Origin of the sequence: Haemophilus sp. SZY H36 (assembly GCF_018829625.1) — a bacterium.
GTDB classification, from domain to species: domain Bacteria; phylum Pseudomonadota; class Gammaproteobacteria; order Enterobacterales; family Pasteurellaceae; genus Haemophilus; species Haemophilus haemolyticus_K.
In genome coordinates, this window is record NZ_JAHKKA010000001.1 from 124,518 (window position 1) to 145,595 (window position 21,078).

A 21,078-nucleotide genomic window follows, 5' to 3' on the forward strand; every position below is an offset into this window, starting at 1 on the left:
TTAGGAGATATAAATGCAAAAAACAAATTCAAAAGCCTTTTTAGTGATTTTACTTGGTGTACTTTCTGCCTTTGGACCATTTGTTGTCGATCTTTATTTGCCATCATTGCCACAGTTTGCACAATTTTTTGATACAACGGCTTCCATGACGCAATTAACGCTCACAACGGCAATGATCGGTTTAGCCGTTGGGCAGCTATTACTTGGCCCGATGAGTGATAAATTTGGACGCAAAAAGCCGCTGATTATTTCACTTTTAATTTATATCATCAGCACGATTTTACTGATTTTCTCACCGAATATTGAAACGATGATTGTATTAAGAGCGGTACAAGGGCTTTCCTCTGCTGGAAGTGTAGTAATTTCTCGTGCGGTAGCGACGGATTTATATCGTGGCCGTGAAATGACACGTTTTTTTGGGTTATTAATGACGATTAATGGTATCGCACCGATCATTTCACCGATTCTAGGCAGCTTATTATTAGAATATATTGGTTGGAAAGGCGTATTTTTCTTTTTAGCAATTATCGGTATTGTTGTATTACTATTTTGTCTTCGTTTAAAAGAAAGCCTAATTATTGAAAAACGTTTGAAAGGTTCTGTACTTTCCACATTCTTTACATTTGGCAAGATTATAAAAAATAGAATGTTTATGAGTTATGTTGGTATTGAAAGCTTTTTGCTTGCCACCATGTTTGCGTATATTTCCGCTTCACCTTTTATTTTGCAAAGTTTTTACGGATTAAGTGCGTTTACCTTTAGCTTATGTTTTGGAGCAAATGGTGCAGCATTAGTTATTGGAGCAAATATAGGTGGTAAGTTGTCAAATCGTACAGCCCTTTCTTTTGGAGTATTGGGCTTTGGGATTGTTGTTCTTTACACCATTTCGACACTTATTATTCAACCTAACTGGTTTTTAGTTGAAATTGGCTTCTTCCTTATGTTATTGATGATGGGGCTTACCTTTCCTGCAATTTCTTCATTGGCAATGGAAAGTGAACGTCAATATGCAGGAAGTGCTTCTGCGTTACTTGGTTTTACTCCCTTTTTTCTAGGGGGCATTGTTTCACCATTAGTCGGTATTGGTAATATTTTCTATGCAACAGCCCTGGTGATTTTAGTTTGTGCTTTCATCAGTTTGATAATTTATTTTTTAATTCGTACTAATATTAAGTCATACACAGAATAAAATTTAAATGCGATTAATTTCAAAAATTAATCGCATTTTCTTTATTTTTTTAATGTAGGAACAAGTTCAGATAAGTTTTTTATATCCTCTTCACTTAATTGGCTTTTTATCCTATTGCCCGCTCCTTCAATTTTTCCACTTTTTCGCTCAGAAAGTGCGGTATAAATTTCTTGAGGAGTCAGGTTATTGATAATTCTTGATTCTCCCATAGCAGATTTCTCACCAGATTTTCCATGGCAGGTAGTGCAGCTTCGTTTGTAGAGTTTTTCGCCTTGGGCAAGATTAGTATCAGCAAAGGCCACTTTAGTTAAGCTAAGGCCGAAAATCATAATCAGAATTATTGGGTTAGTTTTTTTCATTGTTTATCCTTTAAACAATTTATCTAAATCATTAGATGGAATTGCGCCTTCATATTTAGCTTGAATTTTCCCTTCGGGATTAATTACAAAAGATGTAGGGGTTCCCATAAGCTGATAACGTTCTGCGGTAATTTTCATTTGATCTTTAATTACAGGCAAGTGGAGTTCACGTTTAGCCACTACGGCTTTGGTGTCCATTTTATCGCCATCCACATTAATTGCAATGAGCGAAACTTTGCCAGGATTGTCTTCTGCGAGTTTTTCAAATTCTTTTAACTCTGCGATGCAATGTCCACAGGTTTCTGACCAAAAAACTAATAATCGTGTGCCTTTCCAATTCTCAAGGTTTGCCGGATTGCCTTGAAGATCATAGGCGGCAATATCAGGTGCTTTTTGCCCTACTGAGGCAACTTCATCTTTACAAGAAACAGCACCCAAAATAACCGCACTTATGGCAACTAATTTCAATAGTTTATTTGTTCGCATGATTTTCTTCCTTTACAAATTTTCCGTGATGTAAATAAATAACACGATCGGTGAGTTCACCTAACTCTGGATTATGCGTCACCATTACAATGGTACGCCCTTGTTGATTAAGTTTTGTGAGCAAATCTAGCACCAACGATTCGTTTTGCTCATCTAAATTTCCCGTTGGTTCATCAGCAAAGATCACGGGCGGTTGATTTACTAACGCACGTGCAATGCAAACACGTTGTTGCTCACCCCCTGAAAGTTGGCTAGGACGATGATCAATACGATGGCCTAAGCCTACTTGTTCCAATACCGCTTTGGCGGATGCTTCATCAATCACGCTGTGATAATGTTGTGCCAGCATCACGTTTTCAAGTGCGGTCAAATAAGGGATTAAATGGAATTGTTGAAACACTAAGCCGATTTTTTCTGCGCGGAAACGTTGACGACCGACTTCATCTAATTGAGCAGCATCCACGCCATCTAAAATGACTTTGCCTTCGCTAGCGGTATCTAAGCCTGTTAAAATATTCATCAACGTGGTTTTACCAGAGCCTGAAGCCCCCATAATCGCAACAAATTCTCCTTGTTTGATTTGAATATTAATGTCTTCCAGGGCGGTAACTTGCCCGAAGCGTTTGTATAAATGTTGGGTTTCTATTACAAAATTGGTCATGGTTTTTCTCTTTTATTATCTAATTTATAAGCGTTTCAGTTTTACTCACCCTTCAACACATTCGCAACATTAATACTCAATGCTCGACGTGTTGGAATAATAACAGCCACAAATGCTACTAATAACGAAAGCACAACCGTAATTGGTAACACTGGTAATCTCATATCAATATAAGATTTGAATACGGTTATTCCCCATATCCCCCCCTCTTTAGCAAAGAGGGGTAGGGGAGATTTGGCAGAAGTAAAAACGAAGAACAGGATTTATAAGCGTTTCAGTTTTACTCACCCTTCAACACATTCGCCACATTAATACTCAATGCTCGACGTGTTGGAATAATAACAGCCACAAATGCCACTAATAACGAAAGTACAACCGTAATTGGCAATACAGGAAGTCGCATATCAATATAAGATTTGAATACAGTTATTCCCAATACTTGAGCTAATAAATAACCCAAGCCAAGCCCGATAATAATCGCACAAAACGCGATAATTAAAATTTCGGTGCTGATTTGGCGAATGATGTCAAATTTTTTCGCGCCCAGTGATTTTTGTAAGGCAAATTCTTTGGCTCGTTCACCGACAATTGCAATTAATGTAGTGTTCACACATAAGGTTGCAAGCACCAAAATTACAAGGGAAATTAAGCCCATTAAGCCTTTAATTTTTTCTAAAATTTGTCCTTCTGAGGCGGAAACTTTACGGATCGGGCGAGCGGTTAAATCGGGATATTGTTGCATGATTTTTTCGGCAAATTGATCCACTGTATTAGTGCCTTGCTCATTTTGCACATTGAGTAATGCGTTGTTTACTACGCCTTCTTTATCCAACCAATTTTGTGCAAATTCAACATTTACAATAAGCATATTATCAGTTGCATCACCAGCTTCTACAATTCCTTTAATGTTGAAACTGTGTTTTTCTACGGCATTTTTAGAAAGTTGTAAGCTATCTCCCACTTTCACATGTAATCGTTCCGCAAGGGTTTTCCCGATCATCGCATTGCGGTCGTCAAAGTTTACGTTGATTTCAGATCCCGTAATTTGCCAGTAAGGGGCGAGGATGCGCATAGCATCAAAATTTACGCCCATCAGAACAATTTTTTCCAAATCACTGCGTGCGACGCCATAAAGATAAGGACTGGCAGCAGCGATAAAACCATCAGGTGATTTTTGCAAAATTGCATTTAATTCTGCTTGATTCATCATTCCACCATCGGCTGAACCAATGTAGAAATTTGCTCCGAAAGTGCGCAGTTCTTGGCTCATTTTGGTATTGATGTCGAAGTAAACCGCTGCCATTGCAGTGACGATACTTGCGCCGACTGTAAGTGCGGTGAAAATAATGAATACTCGTTGGAGGCGTAATCGCAACGCGCGGAAAATTAATCGCCAGAACATGCTTTGAGTATTTGCGCTTTTATGCTCTGCCATAAAGTACCTCGACAGGGTAAAGTTTAGCGATTTTATGTGCTGGGAACCAAGTGCCAATCACAGCAATAAGAATGGAGAGTACGAGAACACAAGGCACGACGATCCAAGCAAAATCAAGAGGCGCGCCAAATAGTGCGGCACCGATAAACTTGGCTAATCCCCATCCAGCTAAACAGCCAAATATTCCGCCTACTAATGCACTTAATACCGCTTCGCAGTAGAACAGTAAGGTAATTTGCCATTGATAAGCCCCTAGGGCTTTCATTAAGCCAATTTCTTTTGAGCGTTCGATAATGCCTGCACTCATTAAGGAAGCAATACCCATTGCTGCAGCGATTAATGCCGCGAAGGTAACTACAGCTAGTAAGAGTTGGATTTTACCAATGACGACACCTTCAGACGCAGCGACTTGCCAAATTGGGCGAACCATTGCGCCAGAAATGGCTTCTTCTAATTGATGGGAAATTGAAGAAACATAAGCGGTGCAATACCAACGGTCATAGGCTTCCGCATCTAAGGCATCCGTATTGGCGCGCGCTTTACGGGAAAGATCGTTTTCAGGCACGGTGAGGGCAGATACACGAACGGATTGCACTTTGCCTTCTAAACCCAGCAAATTTTGTACCGCACTTAGGGGCATCACAAGCTGATTATCTTCTGTTCCACCCGTACTTAAAATCCCTTTAATTTCTACCGCACTTTGTTGGCTTTCGCCGTTATCGTTTGTGTAGCTTAAGCTAAGTTTATCGCCAATTTTCCAATCATTACTTTTGGCTAGTTGTTCGCCAGCAAGTACAGGGACGATTTCGCCAAAGTCATTGTTTAAATCATCAACCCATTCCCCTTCTACTTTCCAGTAAGGGCTAATGATTCGTTGTCCTGTGTGGTAATCCTCTTCATCGGGTACGGCAATATTATGATCGAAGAAGGTACCAAGCACATTAATCGTTTTCGGCGCTGAAAGTGCGGTGGAATTTTGTGAAGATTTTGTCACCTGTACATTTGCTGAAAGCAATGGTGCAAAACCCACGATATTATTTCGCCAGAAAATATCTTTGATATTGGGAAGCTCTTTCTCATCTAAAAAATCTTGGCTAGATAATGAAGCACTATGACTGAGTTCATCAGGCAATGCCGCATTGCTGGCTGGCTCCACCAAAATATTGGCACCGTAAGATTTCAGCTCTTTTGCCATTTTGTCACCAATATCAATGGAAACAGCAAGCAGCGCAGAGACTAGGCCAGCGGCTAAGAAAATAGTGATAATGGCGAGCAATTTACGTTTGATCCCAAATCGCCAAGATTGAAATAACATTCTAGCAAGCATTGTTATTCCCCTTTTGGATTTTCGTTTTTGTTAATACCGAGATAGTTATCGGGATTATCGCGGAATAAATCGAGATTTTTTTCGTTCTCAAAGAAATAAGTATGCCCTTCGTGGCTATATTTATATTCAGTTTTGGTGTTTTTGAGTTTGGCGCCACTAATCGGATCTTGCACTTCAATTTCCGCAATCGTACTGAATAGATTTAAGCCATCTTCAAGGCTTTTACGAGAAATCACGATTTCATTTTCAGTTTGTTGCCAATTTTCAATCGGTACAGGGTTGCAACCGCCCGGTTTACCGATAGATGGAATAAAGAGATGCACGCCACAACCAACACAGACCACTTGATTGCCTTGCATGACATAGCCTTGATCGCCGCAGAGTAGGCAAGCATCGAATACTGCCGCCATACTGACTTTATTTGGTTGGCGATTGATAATGAAAAAGCGTACGGCTTTGCCATCATCTGCAATCCAAACAAAACGGTGAAGTTTACCGTCTTTAAGTGGCTCTAGTGCTAAATGCACTTCATTTTTGTCATTTAGTTGTACAGGAACCGCTTCGGAAAGTTGTGGCGGTTGAGAAGCAACTTTTTCCCAATAAAGTTGGCTTGCGGCAACAAATAAAATCCCCAATATTCCCCAATAAATGGTGCGTTTTGATGTTTGTACGAAAGCTAATTTTTTGCGTTTTTCAATCAGATCTTTTTCGGCTTTAGCTTCTCTTAAACGTTTTGAATGTGTTTGAATGGTAAAAATACATAAAACAACTAACATTAACACAACACAAATGATATTGAGCCAAGCGGTGATTTCCCCTGATTTTGCCACAAAACTTAACCGCACTTTGGTGAGTTCAATGAGTTGTAATTTCATTAAGGTAAGCAGTAGTTCTGCTACAAGAGGAAGAATTAACGCGATAAAAAGTAAAAAGCTGAGTGCAAAAAGTGCGGTAGATTTTCCTTGTGTTTTTTGTTGCTGTTTAAGTAATAAATAGATCCATGCACTTGAGGCTAAACTAAAAATTACGCCAAAAATAACCGCACTTATATTTAAAATAAAGTCAGTGTTAATCACATCTGTGTTGGTGAGTGCGGTGATGTTTGGATCTTTCGCCCAGGTTGCTCCCGCGATAAGCATTAATACAAATTGCCAGAATGCGGCAAGGTTTGATGATTTGCTCCATTGGCTGATTGCAAAAAGTAAAAAGATAATTAAAAAGCCGATGGTTAGAATAAGATTGCTGGTTTGTCCATTAGGAATATTTAGTCGTAGGACAACACCCAAAGCCAAGCCAATAAGGCTTAACCAAATAAGCATTTTAGGCGAAATATTGCCTTTTTTAATTGCCCAAGATGCACCGAGTAAAAGCGAAATTGGCAAAAGAGCTTGCAAAACAAAAATGAAAAAATAAGTCATAGAAAGCGGATTTTAAATGGTAGGGTGGGCTTTAGCCCACCGTTTTTTTATGTCTGATTGTTAATTGGTGGGCTGAAGCCCACCCTACAGCACTATTATTTTAAACCAGTAAATTTGAATTCATAATTTACATCAAATGGTTTCCACCAACGACCCACACCAGTTTCTTCATCAGTGTGGCGGTGCATACCAGCTTTTGGTGGCGGATCGATATGGTAAGTTAATTTGTAGTTACCCACGCCCATCATTTTGATGTTTGCGCCATAGTGTGGGCCATCGCCAGCAACCATTGGCATGAAGGTACCTTCTTGTTTAGCACCAGTATCGGTATTGACTAAGGTATAGTTGATGGTTAAATAAGGCATCCATTCACCTTCACCAAAACCGTTTTTGTTACCTTTCACCGCGTGAATATCTGCTTCTAAGTGAATATCAGATTTTGCTGCAGGTAAGCCCATGCCGCGAGGTTCCATATCTACTGGTTTTAAGTAAACCGCTGCAATTTCCATGTCATTCATAGTAACTGCTTCACCGATTGGATATTCTTGGAATGCGTAAGCAGAAGTTGCTGCAAACATTCCTGCTAATAAACTTGCGCTAAGAAGTGCTTTTTTCATAGTTTCTCTCCTGAGATGAGTTTTGAGTTAATTTGAAACCGCTTTTTTGCTTTGATATTTCATAACAAACAAAGCAAAAATAGCAGCAAGAATTAAGATTGCTTGTGGCACAAGGGTTTCCACATAAGGATAAACACCTAACCACGAGATTTCTGGTACACCATTAATTAATGTCGGTTCAAACAGTTTACCTTCAATAAGTTCAAGTACAGATTTGCCAGCGAATACAAATGCCATTAAATACATAAATGAACCAGTAAACATAAAGAATGGTTTTAATGGCAATTTAACCACGGTGTAACGCATTATAAAGTAGCAAATCGCCAGTAAAATCACCCCGCAAATAAAGCCAGCAAAAAGATAGGCTAAACTGACCGCACTTTTCGCATCGCCAACTAGGGCATAATAGAACAATACGGTTTCTGCGCCTTCACGATATACTGCGAGGAAACTGGTCAGCCATAAGCCGAATAGAGAGCCTGCTGTTAATGCCGTTGAAAGTTTGCCTTCGAGATAGCGTTTCCAGTTTTGTGCTTCGACTTTAGAAAGCAACCAGTAACTCATACTAAACAGCATGAAGACCGCAATAATCATTGTGAAACCTTCAAGCAATTCGCGGTTTTGCCCTGAGTTTTCAAAAATAAGTTGGAAGATGAATGCGGTAACGACGCTTGCCCCTAACGCCACATAAACGGATTGGCGAATAACTGGTAATTTATCGTGATGATTATTTTTCACCATATAAGCGACAATAGCGGCAACAATTAATAATGCCTCTAAGCCTTCACGTAAAATAATAAGCAAGCTATATAAGAACATGGACCAATCACTTTGTTCGCCACCTTGCAATATTTGAACGGCTTTCGCTAAGTTTTGGCTTAAACCTGCGGCTTGTTCTTGCAATTTGTCGCCATTTCCCGCTTTCATCAGACTGACTAAACGAGTGAAATAACCTTCTAATTCTGCTTTAAAATTGCTATCGCGCGAGCCTACTTTGTTTTCCATGCCCGAGCTTTCAAATATATCAAAATAAGTGTCTTGCACCGCAAGCATAGCTTTTTTCGCATCGCCTTGTTCATAAAGGGTAATAGCTTGTTGAATACGTTGGTTGATTTCACTCGTAATTTTTGCCCAATCTTGATCTGCAACGTTATCTGAAGTTTGTGCTTGTGATTGTGTCGCTTGAGCGTTTTGTTCATCGCGAGTGGTTGGCAAATTAGGAAGTTGTTCTTCAATATCTTGTAAGAGTTGTGTGCTTTGGTAAGCAATCTCTGTCATTTGATCAGGTTGTTCGCTCAAACGAATCAAATTATAGAATTGTTGATTGATCGCGGCTGAAATTTCAGAAGAGCGGTTAGTTCTAACCGACATTTCCATTTCAGAGTTTTTGTAGCCGTCGTATTGAGCTTGTTGGAATGCTTTTTTAGCATTGGCAAAATCGCCGCTTTCATAAGCGGTAATGGCTTGAGCAATAAAATCATCAATAGTTTTGAAACTTTGTTGCCAATAAGGTTTGATGGCTTGATTATCATAAACGCCGTGCTGACTATCAGCATTGAGTTGATGCCCTTCAACAAGAGAAGGTAAAACTTCTTGTAATTCCTTTTTTAAACCGTTGATTTTGGCTTGAACCTCATTCATTGGTTTACCTTCGCCAATCATTTTGCGAATTTCACCAAAAGTGGCTTCCATTTGGTAGCTTTTTTGCGCTGAAAAATTAATGCGAATCGGCCCTTCTAAATTTTCAAATATTTCAAAATAGGCCATTTGTACTTCGGTTTTAGCATCATCAATTTTGTTTTCTTTAAGAAGTTGTTCGGTGTGATTCAAGCGTTGAGTGATGTCATCTACCCATTTTTGATAGTTGTCTGCAAGAACAGATTGAGACAAAAGAAAGAGGAAGGGAATCATTACGTAACGAAAAACGCGAAACATAACAGTTAATCCTTTAAATGAAATTTATTCTTGTTTAGAGGTTATATTAAATAATAAAAAACCGCAATAATGAAATCGTATTTTTGTGATGGAAATCAATTTATGCTGAAATATTTAGGATTTTTATACAGTGTTTTTGTATAATTTGACCGTTTTTTTATTGATGTACGGAGATTTTTATGACTGCACAAACGGGTATTTTACTTGAATCTTGTAAAGCAGGTGTATTTTTAGAAGCAAATATTACGGATTATTCTGTTGTCTCTAAAGCTATTCATCAATTCCTTGACAGTCTTGAACAGTTACAACAAGCGTATCCTGATGCTCGTCTAGGTGCTGTGCTCGCTTTTGGTGATAGCGCATGGAAAAAGTTAGGTGGTCAAAGTGCGGTAGAGCTTAAACCTTTCGTAACCTTAGGCAAAGGTGATCTATCTGCGCCTAGTACACAAACTGATCTTTTAGTGCATATTCAATCGTTGCGCCCTGATGTTAATTTTTCTGTGGCACAAGCTGCAGTGAATGCTTTTGCTCAAGCTATTGACGTTCAGCAAGAAATTCATGGTTTCCGTTGGGTGGAGGAACGAGATCTCACCGGTTTTATTGACGGAACTGAAAACCCAAAAGATGCAAAGCGAGCAGAAGTTGCCTTAATTTCAAATGGCAATGATAAAGATGGGAGTTATGTATTTACCCAACGTTATGAACATAATCTCGCTAAATGGGAAAAATTAAATACAGCAAAACAAGAAAATGTGTTCGGACGCACCAAAACGGATAGCGTAGAAATGGAAGATAAGGCAGATACTTCTCATGTTGGTCGTACAGATTTAAAAGAAAATGGCAAGGGATTAAAAATCTTACGTCAAAGCTTACCTTATGGTACAGCCAGCGGTACACACGGATTATTCTTTATTGCTTACTGTGCAACGCTTTATAACATTGAACAACAGTTGCTTAATATGTTTGGTGAAAAAGACGGAAAAACTGACCGCATTTTAGGTTTCACCAAGGCTGTAACGGGCGCTTATTATTATGCACCATCTATTGAGCAGTTGAATAAACTTTAATTTATGAAAAACCTAAATTAAAAAAATTTAGGTTTTTTTATGTTTCTTAACTTTTTCTTAAGATTTATTTGTTTTAATACACACATCCAAGCAATGGTGCTTGAAATTAACTGACTTAAAAAGGAAACATTATGAAAAAATTTGCATTAGCAACAATCTTCGCATTAGCAACCACTTCTGCATTTGCAGGTTTTAACGGCGGAAATACTCAAGGGGGTTTTCAACAAGCAACCCCTTCAGCAATTAGTGTAAAACAAGCTTTATCTGCTGCAGATAATTCAATGATCACTTTAGTGGGGAATATCACACAACAAATTGATGACGATGAATTCTGGTTTAGCGATGGTACAGGTCAAATCAAAGTAGAAATTGAACGCCACGTTTGGAATGGTTTAAATGTAGATCCAAGTGATAAAGTGAAAGTTTACGGTAAACTAGATAACGAAGCATTCGAGAAAGCGGATCTTGAAGTATTACGTATCGAAAAAGTAAAATAATCATTCTTTGAAAATGGCGAGCATTGCTCGCCATTTTTATATAGGTAATTTTTTGGGAGGCTTGATGAAAATTTTACTTATTGAAGACGATAGCTTGATTGGTAATGGGTTGCAGATTGGTCTAACTAAACTAGGTTTTGCCGTAGATTGGTTTACGGATGGAAAAACAGGAATGGATGCCTTAACCTCTGCGCCTTATGATGCGGTTGTATTAGATTTAACTTTGCCGAAACTTGATGGATTAGATGTATTACAACAATGGCGTTCTAAGAATCAAGATGTACCTGTATTGATTCTGACTGCCCGTGATACTTTAGATGAACGTGTCAAAGGATTGCAAAGTGGAGCGGATGATTATCTTTGTAAGCCTTTTGCTTTGGCTGAAGTTGCGGCACGCTTGCAAGCACTGATTCGTCGTCGTTATGGCCATCATCATTCGGTGATTGAGCATGCTGGCGTTAAACTCGATCCAAATCAACGTTCTGTTTGGCTAAATAATCAACCTATTTCTTTAACAAGCCGTGAATACAAATTACTTGAATTATTTATGCTGAATAAAGATCGCGTACTGTCTCGCGCATCTATTGAAGAAAAATTATCAAGCTGGGATGAAGAAATTAGCAGCGGAGCGTTAGACGTGCATATTTATAATTTGCGTCAGAAATTAGGTAAGCAATTTATTCGAACAGTACACGGCGTAGGATATGCGTTGGGAGTAACGCAATAAATGAAAAACAAACGTTTAAGTTTTCGTCTTATTTCTGTTCTTTCTTTCACCGCACTTTTGGTGTGGGGCGTATCTACTGCTGTCGCATGGTGGCAGGTGCGTAGTGAAGTGAATGATGTTTTCGACGCCCAACAAATTCTTTTTGCTGAACGTCTTGCCAATTCAGATCTTAGTCATATTCTGTTAGAGCATGTGGAAGATATTAATAAACTCCAGCCACATTCGTTCAAAAAAAACTATGATGATGACGCATTGGCTTTTGCTATTTTTTCTAAAGAGGGAAAACGTTTATTAACAGATGGGCGTAATGGCGATAATTTTGTGTTTGATAATGAAATTGGCTTTGCAAAAGGTTATATGCTGAATGATGACGATGAATGGCGTATTTTCTGGCAGCCTGTAGCGAATGGAAATTTGATTATTGCCGTTGGGCAAGAGCTTGACTACCGCGAAGATTTAATTGAAGAAATGATCTTTGGGCAAATGTGGATTTGGTTTGCGAGTTTGCCTATTTTGATCATCGTTTTAGGATGGTTGATTCATAAAGAACTTCGACCAATTAAACGTTTAAGCCAAGAAGTTCAAACGAGAAAATCTGGTGATGTGTCATTGCTGAATACAGAGGGCTTACCTGCTGAAATTTTACCCTTAGTAAAAAATTTAAATCAATTTTTTGACCGCACTTCGGCTATGCTACAACGCGAACGCCGTTTTACCTCTGATGCAGCCCATGAATTGCGTAGTCCATTGGCGGCATTGCGTATTCAAACTGAAGTTGCTCAACTGGCTGGTGATGATAGGGAATTACGAGAACAAGCGCTTTTGCATTTAACACAAGGGATTGATCGTGCATCGCAGTTAATTGAGCAACTTTTGACCCTTTCAAAACTGGATAATTTACAAGAATTGGAAGAATTACAGCCTATTGATTGGGAAGGCATCATTCAATCGCTGATTGCTGAGCGCTATTTTGTGGCAGAAAAACGTAAAATTACCTTGGCTTTTGAGAAAGAATCTGAACCAAAGCAGAAACAAGGGCAACCAATTTTAGTTTCATTGATGCTTAGAAATTTACTAGATAATGCCATTAAATATTGCCCAGAAGACACAACTGTTTCAGTGAAAATCGCATCTTCTCAGATTATTATTGAAGATAATGGTGGTGGTGTTGACTCTGAAGATTTGAAAAAACTTGGTCAGCGTTTTTATCGCCCAGCTGGGCAAAATGAAAAGGGTAGTGGTCTAGGGCTTTCTATTGTCATGCGAATTGCAGAATTACACGGATTCAAAGTGCAGTTAGAAAATGTGATAAAAGAAGGGCAGCGAATTGGCTTAAAGGCTCAAATATTTTTATAAACATTTCCTTTAAAAAAGAAAACCGAGTAAAGACTCGGTTTTCTTTTTTATAATAGGTTGCTGATAAAGATGACTAAAATAATCACTGGCACAACGAACTTCACATAATTAAACCAGATTTTAGTGAATGTTGAGTCAGGTGTTGGAGAAAGTTCTTTTTTAGCATCATCTTTTAACACGAAACCAACGAAAATAGCACAACCAAGTGCGGTCAGCATAAAGAGAATATTTCCACTGACATAATCATAAAAATCAAAAATGCTTTTGCCGAAAATGGTGACATCTTTCCATACATTATCCCCTAAAATTGCTGGAATATTACCCAAGATAAAAATCCCACCAAGGGTTAAGACAATCGCTTTGCCACGGCGCATTCTGAGCTTTTCTTGTAATGCGGTAATGATCACTTCATAAATTGTGATAGAAGTAGTTAGCGCAGCAATTAATAATAAGCCGAAGAAAATAATTGCAAAGAATTTACCCGCCCATAAGTGAGAGAATACGATAGGTAAACTTTGGAATACTAAAGTTGGGCCTGCATTTGGTTCAATCCCAAAGGTGAAAAGTGATGGAAAGATCATAAAGCCCGCAAGTACGGCAATAATTGTATTGGTAAAACCAGTAATAACTGCAGTTTGTATTAAGTCTTCTTCTTTATTTAAGTAGCTTGAAAGCGTAATTAATACGCCAAAACCAAGACTCAACGCGAAGAATACTTGACCTAAAACGAAGATAAATAATTGTGGTGTAATTTTGCTGAAATCTGGTTTTAAATAAAATGTAATTCCTTCCATTGCACCTGGTAATGTTACGTTGCGAATAACCATTCCAATGAGGAAGATGAATAGCAATGGCATTAAATATTTTACAGAACGCTCAATCCCACCAATGATCCCTTTAGCTAAAATAATGTAATTCACCACAACAAATAAGAAGGTGTACAGTATAATTTCATAAGGGCTATTGCCGATATGCAGCTCGTAGAAATCTTTGGCAATGTCTTTTGTAATTGGTGTTGAAATATCTAATGTACCGCTAATTAGGCTGATGATATAAGAAATAACCCAGCCTCCAAGCACCATATAATACGCCATGATACCGAATGAACCGAGTAATCCCATGTAGCCAAGGATTTTCCAATATTTGGAAATGCCTTTTCCTTTATCCAGAATTTTATCGCCAAAGGCATCAATGGAATTTACACGTAATCGACGACCGATCACGTTTTCAACGAGAATCATCGGAATACCGATTACGATCATTGCGATACAGAAAAGTAGAACGTAGGCTCCGCCACCATTTTCGCCCACAAGGTAAGGGAAGCGCCAAGTAGCGCCGAAACCGACAGTTGCGCCTGCGACAGTCATGACATAGGTGAGTCGGCTCGACCAAGTTTGTCGCTGTTTATTATTTGTTGTCATTTGTTTTCCTATTTTTAATAAAAAGTGCGGTAAATAATTAGAGTGTTTTATCGCAAAAATTAAAACTCAATTTTTTCTTTATATTCACACAGATCTTCAATAATGCATGAGCCACAACGAGGTTTCCGTGCGATACAAGTGTAGCGCCCGTGTAAAATTAACCAATGGTGAACATCTACTTTAAATTCATCAGGTACGACTTTAAGCAGTTTTTCTTCCACTTTTACCACGTCTTTACCAGGTGCAAAATTAGTTCGATTGCATACACGGAAAATATGGGTATCCACCGCAATGGTTGGATGACCAAATGCCGTATTTAGTACAACATTGGCTGTTTTTCTGCCCACACCTGCTAATGCCTCTAAGGCTTCGCGATTTTCAGGCACTTCACCGTTGTGCTTTTCAATTAAATCACGGCAGGTTTTGATAATATTTTCTGCTTTACTATTAAAAAGCCCGATAGTTTTAATATAGCCTTTTAAACCATCTAATCCTAAATCTAAAATCGCTTGTGGCGTGTTTGCAACAGGGAATAGTTTTTCTGTTGCTTTATTCACGCCTTTATCGGTTGCTTGTGCCGATAGAATCACCGCAATTAATAATTCGAAGGGCGAATTATACTGTAATTCTGTGGTCGGGTGGGGATTTTGATCTCTTAATCGGGTTAATATTTCGATTCTTTTTAATTTATTCATCTTATTTATCAATTCGATTTTTTATTGCAAGGAGCAAGCCTAATCCTATAAATGCGCCTGGTGGCAGAATGAAAAGTAAAAAGCTACTGTCTGTATGGTAAATATGGAGCGTTAAAAATTTAGCTTGTTCGCCAAATAGATTTTCGATGCCATCAAAAACCGTACCTTGTCCAATGATTTCACGCAATGCACCAAGTACTGTCAAGCTAAGTGCCATCCCTAATCCCATTGAGAAACCGTCCCAAACTGAATGGAGTAAGCTGTTTTTTGAGGCGAACGCTTCTGCTCGACCTATCACAATACAGTTGGTAACGATGAGTGGAATAAAAATTCCAAGTGATTGATAAAGCGTATAGGTATAAGCATTCATTAAAAGTTGAACGACAGTTACTGTCGTCGCAATAATCATCACGTAGATTGGAATGCGGATTTCATTCGGAATATATTTACGGAAAAGTGAAATGACCGTATTTGTGCAAGTGAGCACAAGCATTGTCGCTAAACCTAAACCAAGTGCATTGGAGGCTGTGCTAGACACCGCTAAAAGCGGACAAAGACCGAGAAGTTGAACAACCGCTGGATTATTTTTCCAAATTCCTTGAGCAAAGATTTCTTTCCACATGGACTTTTGTTGATTTTCAACCGCACTTTCTATTTTTTCTTCTTCAAGTGCGGTATTTTTTTCAGTTAAATCTGTCATATTATTTCACTTGTGTTGAAAGCTGTTGTAACAAGGCTTGATTATTTAGCATGATTAATGCTGAACGTTTAGTTTGATTAACCACTGCGCGAGGTGTAATGGTTGCACCAGAAAATTGATCAAATTTTCCACCATCTTTTTTTACTGCCCATTCGCTCAAATTATGCTCATTAATCGATTGATGAGTGAAATTTAAAATCCAGTTGGAAATACGGAGTTCAATTTTATCGCCTAAGCCAGGTGTTTCATGGTGTTCAATGACTCGCACGCCTAACACTTGACCTTTCGGATCTAATCCCACAAGCAAGCGAATATCGCCAGAATAGCCATCAGGCGCAGTGGTTTCATAGGCATAGGCAGAAACATTTCCATCTTTTTTCGCAAAATAAATTTTCTGAATACCCACCAAATTTTTATCTTGAGGGATAACCGCACTTTCTAGCAAATTATTATTGAAATAATCTTGTGGAATGACCTGTAAAAGTAATTCTCGTTGTTGTGCCGCCATCACCGCGTCAATTTTATCTTTTGTTAGGAAAAAAATACCCGCAGAAATTGCTGTGCAGAGTAGGGCGACAAAGCCTAACAATATCCCGTAACGCGATGTGATTTTTACTGTGCCCATTATTTTTTTCCTTTTGTTGGATAACCAGATACTCGAGGACGTGTGTAATGATCGATAAGTGGAACGCAAATATTACTTAATAAAATTGCGAATGCTACACCATCTGGAAAGTTTCCGTGATAGCGAATGAGATAGACAAATAACCCCACTAATGCGCCAAAAATAATTTTTCCTCGTGGTGTAATGGAGGCTGTGACAGGATCTGTCGCAATAAAAAATGCGCCAAACATCATTGCGCCACTAACCAGTTGGCTAATCGCACTTAAATGCGTGAAGCCAGTAAAAGCGGTCGCGGTGGCTAAACAGAAAAAGGTGACAAGCATCGCCACTGGAATTTGCCAGTGAATTACACGTTTTAAAATAAGGAAAATTCCGCCCGCTAAGAAAGCCACGTTCACTTGCCACCAGCCTTGAGCAAAGTCGGTTCCATTACCCATAAAAATCGGCAGTTTAATTAATTCATAAAAATCATTTAATTGAGTGTGACTTTTATAGAAAATTTTTGCGCTATCCAAAGGTGTGGCTTGGGTGATGCCATCAATGTTATGTGTAAGTTGTGAAAGTGTAAATCCGTCAGTGGTTAAACCTGAAAATATTAATGAAAACGCATCTGAAAAAGTCGGTGGTTCCTGTAATAAATTAATTGGTGGCATCCAAGTTGTCATTTGTAACGGGAATGAAATTAGAAGAATGACATAACCAATCATCGCTGGATTGAATGGGTTTTGTCCTAAGCCACCATAAACCTGTTTACCTAATAAAACTGCACAAAGTGTTCCAATGATGATGACCCAATAAGGTGCATAAGGTGGAATAGCCATTGCCAAAATTAAAGCAGTCAGGGATATGCTGAAATCTGAAAGATAATTTAGCGGTTTTTTACCACGTAATTTTATTGCAATAAATTCCGCAATGATTGCTGTACCAATGGCTAATGCAGATTGAAACACCACGCCAAATCCAAAATAATAAATTTGCGTGAAAAAAGCTGGCATCATTGCCAACATTACCCAAAGCATAATACGCGCTGTGAGTTTCCCCGAATGAGTATGAGGAGAGCTAACCATTTTAAACATTATTTTATTCCTGATTATTTTCTAATGTTGCTTGTGTTTTTGCCAATTTCTTTGCTTTTGCTCGAGCAATAGCCGCAGCTACGGCTGCTTTTTTCGGATCGAGTGTGCTTGAATTTTCTTCTGTTTTTTCTATCGCACTTTCTACGGTTTGAGTATTTGAGACTGATACAGCGGTTTCATTTACTTGTGCAAGTTTTTTTGCTTTTGCTCGAGCAATAGCCGCAGCTACAGCCGCTTTTTTCGGATCGAGTGCGGTTGAATTTTCGTCTATTTTTTCTACAGCACTTTCTACGGTTTGAGTATTTGAGACTGATTCATCGGTTTCATTTGCTTGTGCAAGTTTTTTTGCTTTTGCACGGGCAATCGCTGCAGCTACCGCCGCTTTTTTTGGATCAAGTGCGGTTAAATTTTCGTCTGTTTTTTCTACCGCACTTTCTACGGTTTGAGTATTTGAGACTGATTCAGCGGTTTCATTTACTTGTGCAAGTTTTTTTGCTTTTGCTCGAGCAAGTGCGGCTGCAACTGCTGCTTTTTTCGCATCGGTTGGTTGAGTTTGTTGTTCTTGGTTTTCAACTTGAGATTCCGCTTGCTGACGAGCCAGACGACGAGCTTTACGTTGTGCTATTAAATCAGCGTTATCAGGTAAAACTTCCCCTTTTTCTGAGGTAATCGTTTTAACTTGTTTTGATTCTGTTTCATTGGCTTTTTTCGCTTTCAAGCGTTCTAGCGCCGCTTTAACAGGATCTTCACCTTTGGTTTGCGCTAATTCTTCACGACGTGCTTCTGCTGCACGTTGTGAACGTGCTTTACGCTCTTGTTCTTCACGTTCCATTCGCTCTTGTTTCGCTTCAAAGCGAATTTTGGCTTCATCTGATTTTTTCTGTTTTTCTTTTATTTGCCAAATTTTTGCTTTTTCTTGGCGGAAATACTGAATCAGCGGAATATGGCTTGGGCATACGTAGGCGCAAACTCCGCACTCGATACAATCCTTGAGGGCGTATTCTTCCGATTTTTTGTGATCATCACTACGCGCAAACCAGTAGAGTTGCTGTGGCATCAAGTTGACTGGGCAGGCATCAGAACAGCTAGAACAGCGAATACAAGCCTGTTCAGGCTCTGGTTCTGCATATTCAAAATAGTCTGGTGCAAGCAAGCAGTTGACAATTTTTGTCACTGGTGCATTGAGGTTGGAAAGTTCCAATCCCATCATTGGGCCACCCGCAAACACTGGATAACGTTCATCAAATTGATAGCCAGCGTGCGTCAATACTTGAGAAATTGGTGTACCAAGTCGAACCCAATAATTACCTTTTTCAGAAATTTTATCACCAGTAAGGGTGACCACTCGTTCAATTAAAGGTTCGTCATTTATCACCGCTCTTTTAATTGCAAAGGCTGTACCAACATTATGCATCAGTACGCCAATACTAGAAGAACGCGCGCCACTTGGCACTTCCATTCCTGTAAGTAAATAAATAAGCTGTTTTGCGGCACCCGAAGGATATTTTGTTGGAATTACTCGAACGCTAATGTCATTTGCTCCCTGTAGCGCTTTGTTAATTGCCTCTATTGCTTCAGGTTTGTTATCTTCAATAGCAATGACTACGTTTTCAGGTCGTAGGATGTAACGCAAAATACGAATGCCTTCTATGATTTCATCGGCCCGTTCACGCATAAGACGATCATCACAAGTGATATAAGGCTCACATTCTGCACCATTGATAATTAAGAGTTTAACTTTTTTCTCTGCTGATTGAATTTTAGCGGCAGTCGGAAATACTGCACCGCCCAAGCCAGCTATACCAGCTTGATAGATTTTGTTAATGAGTTGTTCTGGCGAGAGTGTTAAAAAATCATCAATAGGATTACGCGCTAGCCATTGATCTAAGCCATCTGCTTGCAAATGAATTGCTGGTTCATCAAGACCAGACGGATGTGCAGCGACATAAGGTTTAATAGATTTAATTGTGCCTGAAGTTGGCGCATGAACGGGTAGCATACGTAAGCCATCGCCTCGCGTTAAAGGTTGACCTTTTAATACGTAATCGCCTTCCTTTACTAAAAGGTGACCTGTTATTCCTGCGTGCTGTTTAAGAGGAATGTAAAAATCCGTGACTAAAGGGTGATGACGTAATGGTTGTGAATTAGATTGTGATTTCATTTCAGGCGGATGAATACCACCTTTGAAATCCCATAATTTACTGGAATTGAAACGAGATAATACGTCCGCCATTTATTCCCCCACAACCAATTTTTTCTCAGTGCCATTTACATTCATTACTGGAATGACTAATTTTGCATCAAACTTCCAATCCCAATTATCGATATTTTTTTTCACGGGAATCATTGATATACAATCTGTCGGGCAGGGCGCTACGCAAAGTTCACAACCTGTACAGAGATCTGGAATAATCGTATGCATGAATTTATTTGTACCAATAATGGCATCAACAGGGCAGGCTTGAATGCATTTTGTGCAGCCAATACACATATTTTCATCAATAAAAGCGACTTTCTCGATAGGTTCTTCTACTCCGTCCATAGCTGGCACATCAACACCTAAAATCTCTGCGATTTTTACGATGGTCGGTTGACCACCAGGAATACATTTTGTGATGTCATCTCCATTGCAAATAGCTTCAGCGTATGGTTTGCAGCCTGGATAACCACATTGTCCACATTGGCTTTGTGGCAAAATAGAGTCTATTTTTTCCACAATAGGATCGGCTTCAACTTTGAGTTTAAGTGAAGCAAATCCTAAAATCGCACCGAAAATTAAAGCGAGTAAAGTGATTACGATGAATAGAAGGGTCATTATTTCTTTCTTTTTCCTGAAAAATACTGAGAGAACCCAATAAATAAAATCAAAATGGTAATAGCCATTAAAAGATAAATCATTTTATTACTTCACTAGTCCTGCAAATCCCATAAATGAGAGAGACATTAAACCAGCGGTGATAAGTGCAATAGATGAACCTTTGAAAGTTAAAGGTACATCGGCTGCGACAAGACGTTCACGGAGTGCAGCAAAAAGCACTAATACAAGTGCAAACCCAAGAGATGCACCAAAACCATAAATGACAGATTCCGTTAAATTATGAGCAAGATTTACATTTAATAATGCGACACCGAGAACTGCACAGTTTGTGGTTATCAAAGGCAAGAAAATTCCAAGTAAACGATACAACGTTGGGCTAGTTTTATTTATCACCATTTCGGTAAATTGTACAACTACGGCAATAACCAAAATAAATACTAATGTACGCAAAAAAGTAGCATTCAAGGGAACAAGAATATAATGATCAACTAAATATGCGCAAAGGGAGGCGACGGTTAATACAAACATTGTTGCTAGTCCCATACCTACTGCGGTTTCAATTTTCTTTGATACCCCCATAAACGGGCATAGTCCTAAAAACTTTACAAGTACAAAGTTGTTAATTAATGCAGTACCGATAATCAATAAAATATAATTTGTCATTTTTCT

The 21,078-nt window shown here is 38.8% G+C and carries 21 protein-coding genes and 1 pseudogene; 5 read left to right on the forward strand and 17 right to left on the reverse strand.

Annotated features, from left to right (window positions below; translation table 11 throughout):
• The first annotated feature begins 13 nt into the window (after positions 1 to 13).
• Positions 14 to 1,189, forward strand: a complete 1,176-nt coding sequence (locus KP713_RS00495) for a multidrug effflux MFS transporter (protein ID WP_215769537.1) — start codon at positions 14 to 16, stop codon at positions 1,187 to 1,189.
• A gap of 41 nt (positions 1,190 to 1,230) precedes the next feature.
• On the opposite strand, the gene KP713_RS00500 is transcribed toward KP713_RS00495, so the two are convergent.
• From KP713_RS00500 to KP713_RS00540, 9 genes and pseudogenes are all read right to left on the reverse strand, one after another.
• Positions 1,231 to 1,518 (reverse strand): c-type cytochrome, encoded by a 288-nt coding sequence (locus tag KP713_RS00500; RefSeq protein ID WP_373454881.1) that lies wholly within the window; start codon positions 1,516 to 1,518, stop codon positions 1,231 to 1,233.
• A 33-nt stretch (positions 1,519 to 1,551) separates the two neighbouring features.
• A complete protein-coding gene (locus tag KP713_RS00505; RefSeq protein ID WP_140531122.1) occupies positions 1,552 to 2,034 on the reverse strand; it encodes a TlpA family protein disulfide reductase in 483 nt (160 codons plus the stop codon).
• A complete protein-coding gene (locus tag KP713_RS00510; protein ID WP_005636775.1) occupies positions 2,021 to 2,695 on the reverse strand; it encodes an ABC transporter ATP-binding protein in 675 nt (224 codons plus the stop codon). The genes KP713_RS00505 and KP713_RS00510 overlap by 14 nt, the downstream gene beginning before the upstream one ends.
• Positions 2,696 to 2,736: 41 nt before the next feature.
• A pseudogene (locus KP713_RS00515) lies at positions 2,737 to 2,895 on the reverse strand (ABC transporter permease); the annotation flags it as partial.
• Between the two features lie 80 nt (positions 2,896 to 2,975).
• On the reverse strand, positions 2,976 to 4,130 hold the full coding sequence (locus KP713_RS00520; RefSeq protein WP_106014217.1) for an ABC transporter permease: 1,155 nt from the start codon (positions 4,128 to 4,130) through the stop codon (positions 2,976 to 2,978).
• A complete protein-coding gene (locus KP713_RS00525; protein ID WP_106014218.1) occupies positions 4,117 to 5,457 on the reverse strand; it encodes an ABC transporter permease in 1,341 nt (446 codons plus the stop codon). Before KP713_RS00525 ends, KP713_RS00520 begins: the two co-directional genes overlap by 14 nt.
• A 2-nt stretch (positions 5,458 to 5,459) precedes the next feature.
• Entirely contained in the window at positions 5,460 to 6,875 is a 1,416-nt protein-coding gene (locus KP713_RS00530; RefSeq protein ID WP_215769538.1) for a Fe-S-containing protein, read from the reverse strand.
• 95 nt (positions 6,876 to 6,970) lie between these two features.
• The gene (locus KP713_RS00535; protein WP_005626197.1) at positions 6,971 to 7,492 is read right to left on the reverse strand and encodes an iron transporter; all 522 of its coding nucleotides are present in this window, start codon (positions 7,490 to 7,492) and stop codon (positions 6,971 to 6,973) included.
• Positions 7,493 to 7,519: 27 nt separating this feature from the next.
• Complete coding sequence (locus KP713_RS00540) at positions 7,520 to 9,403, reverse strand: FTR1 family iron permease (RefSeq protein ID WP_252346294.1); 1,884 nt, start codon at positions 9,401 to 9,403, stop codon at positions 7,520 to 7,522.
• Between the two features lie 203 nt (positions 9,404 to 9,606).
• Here KP713_RS00540 and KP713_RS00545 point away from each other — a divergent pair, with 203 nt between their 5' ends.
• From KP713_RS00545 to qseC, 4 genes are all read left to right on the forward strand, one after another.
• Positions 9,607 to 10,494: a Dyp-type peroxidase gene (locus tag KP713_RS00545; RefSeq protein ID WP_065264980.1), complete on the forward strand. Its 888-nt coding sequence runs from the start codon at positions 9,607 to 9,609 to the stop codon at positions 10,492 to 10,494.
• 131 nt (positions 10,495 to 10,625) lie between these two features.
• Positions 10,626 to 10,991 carry a YgiW/YdeI family stress tolerance OB fold protein gene (locus KP713_RS00550; protein ID WP_005636761.1) on the forward strand — a complete coding sequence of 122 codons (366 nt, stop codon included), beginning with the start codon at positions 10,626 to 10,628 and terminating at the stop codon, positions 10,989 to 10,991.
• Between the two features lie 64 nt (positions 10,992 to 11,055).
• On the forward strand, positions 11,056 to 11,718 hold the full coding sequence (locus KP713_RS00555) for a response regulator (RefSeq protein WP_140527707.1): 663 nt from the start codon (positions 11,056 to 11,058) through the stop codon (positions 11,716 to 11,718).
• Positions 11,719 to 13,074, forward strand: a complete 1,356-nt coding sequence (gene qseC, locus KP713_RS00560) for a quorum sensing histidine kinase QseC (RefSeq protein WP_215769540.1) — start codon at positions 11,719 to 11,721, stop codon at positions 13,072 to 13,074.
• Positions 13,075 to 13,121: 47 nt separating this feature from the next.
• On the opposite strand, the gene KP713_RS00565 is transcribed toward qseC, so the two are convergent.
• From KP713_RS00565 to rsxA, 8 genes are all read right to left on the reverse strand, one after another.
• Complete coding sequence (locus KP713_RS00565) at positions 13,122 to 14,495, reverse strand: sodium-dependent transporter (RefSeq protein ID WP_215769541.1); 1,374 nt, start codon at positions 14,493 to 14,495, stop codon at positions 13,122 to 13,124.
• 59 nt (positions 14,496 to 14,554) lie between these two features.
• A complete protein-coding gene (gene nth, locus KP713_RS00570; RefSeq protein ID WP_118855114.1) occupies positions 14,555 to 15,190 on the reverse strand; it encodes an endonuclease III in 636 nt (211 codons plus the stop codon).
• A 1-nt stretch (position 15,191) separates the two neighbouring features.
• Entirely contained in the window at positions 15,192 to 15,890 is a 699-nt protein-coding gene (locus KP713_RS00575) for an electron transport complex subunit E (protein ID WP_215769542.1), read from the reverse strand.
• 1 nt (position 15,891) lies between these two features.
• A complete protein-coding gene (gene rsxG, locus KP713_RS00580; RefSeq protein ID WP_215769543.1) occupies positions 15,892 to 16,515 on the reverse strand; it encodes an electron transport complex subunit RsxG in 624 nt (207 codons plus the stop codon).
• A complete protein-coding gene (rsxD, locus tag KP713_RS00585; RefSeq protein ID WP_215769544.1) occupies positions 16,515 to 17,591 on the reverse strand; it encodes an electron transport complex subunit RsxD in 1,077 nt (358 codons plus the stop codon). The genes rsxG and rsxD overlap by 1 nt, the downstream gene beginning before the upstream one ends.
• A gap of 4 nt (positions 17,592 to 17,595) precedes the next feature.
• Positions 17,596 to 19,824, reverse strand: a complete 2,229-nt coding sequence (rsxC, locus tag KP713_RS00590) for an electron transport complex subunit RsxC (RefSeq protein WP_215769545.1) — start codon at positions 19,822 to 19,824, stop codon at positions 17,596 to 17,598.
• On the reverse strand, positions 19,825 to 20,406 hold the full coding sequence (gene rsxB / locus KP713_RS00595; protein WP_046943227.1) for an electron transport complex subunit RsxB: 582 nt from the start codon (positions 20,404 to 20,406) through the stop codon (positions 19,825 to 19,827).
• 87 nt (positions 20,407 to 20,493) lie between these two features.
• On the reverse strand, positions 20,494 to 21,072 hold the full coding sequence (gene rsxA / locus KP713_RS00600; protein WP_215769546.1) for an electron transport complex subunit RsxA: 579 nt from the start codon (positions 21,070 to 21,072) through the stop codon (positions 20,494 to 20,496).
• Positions 21,073 to 21,078: the final 6 nt, after the last annotated feature.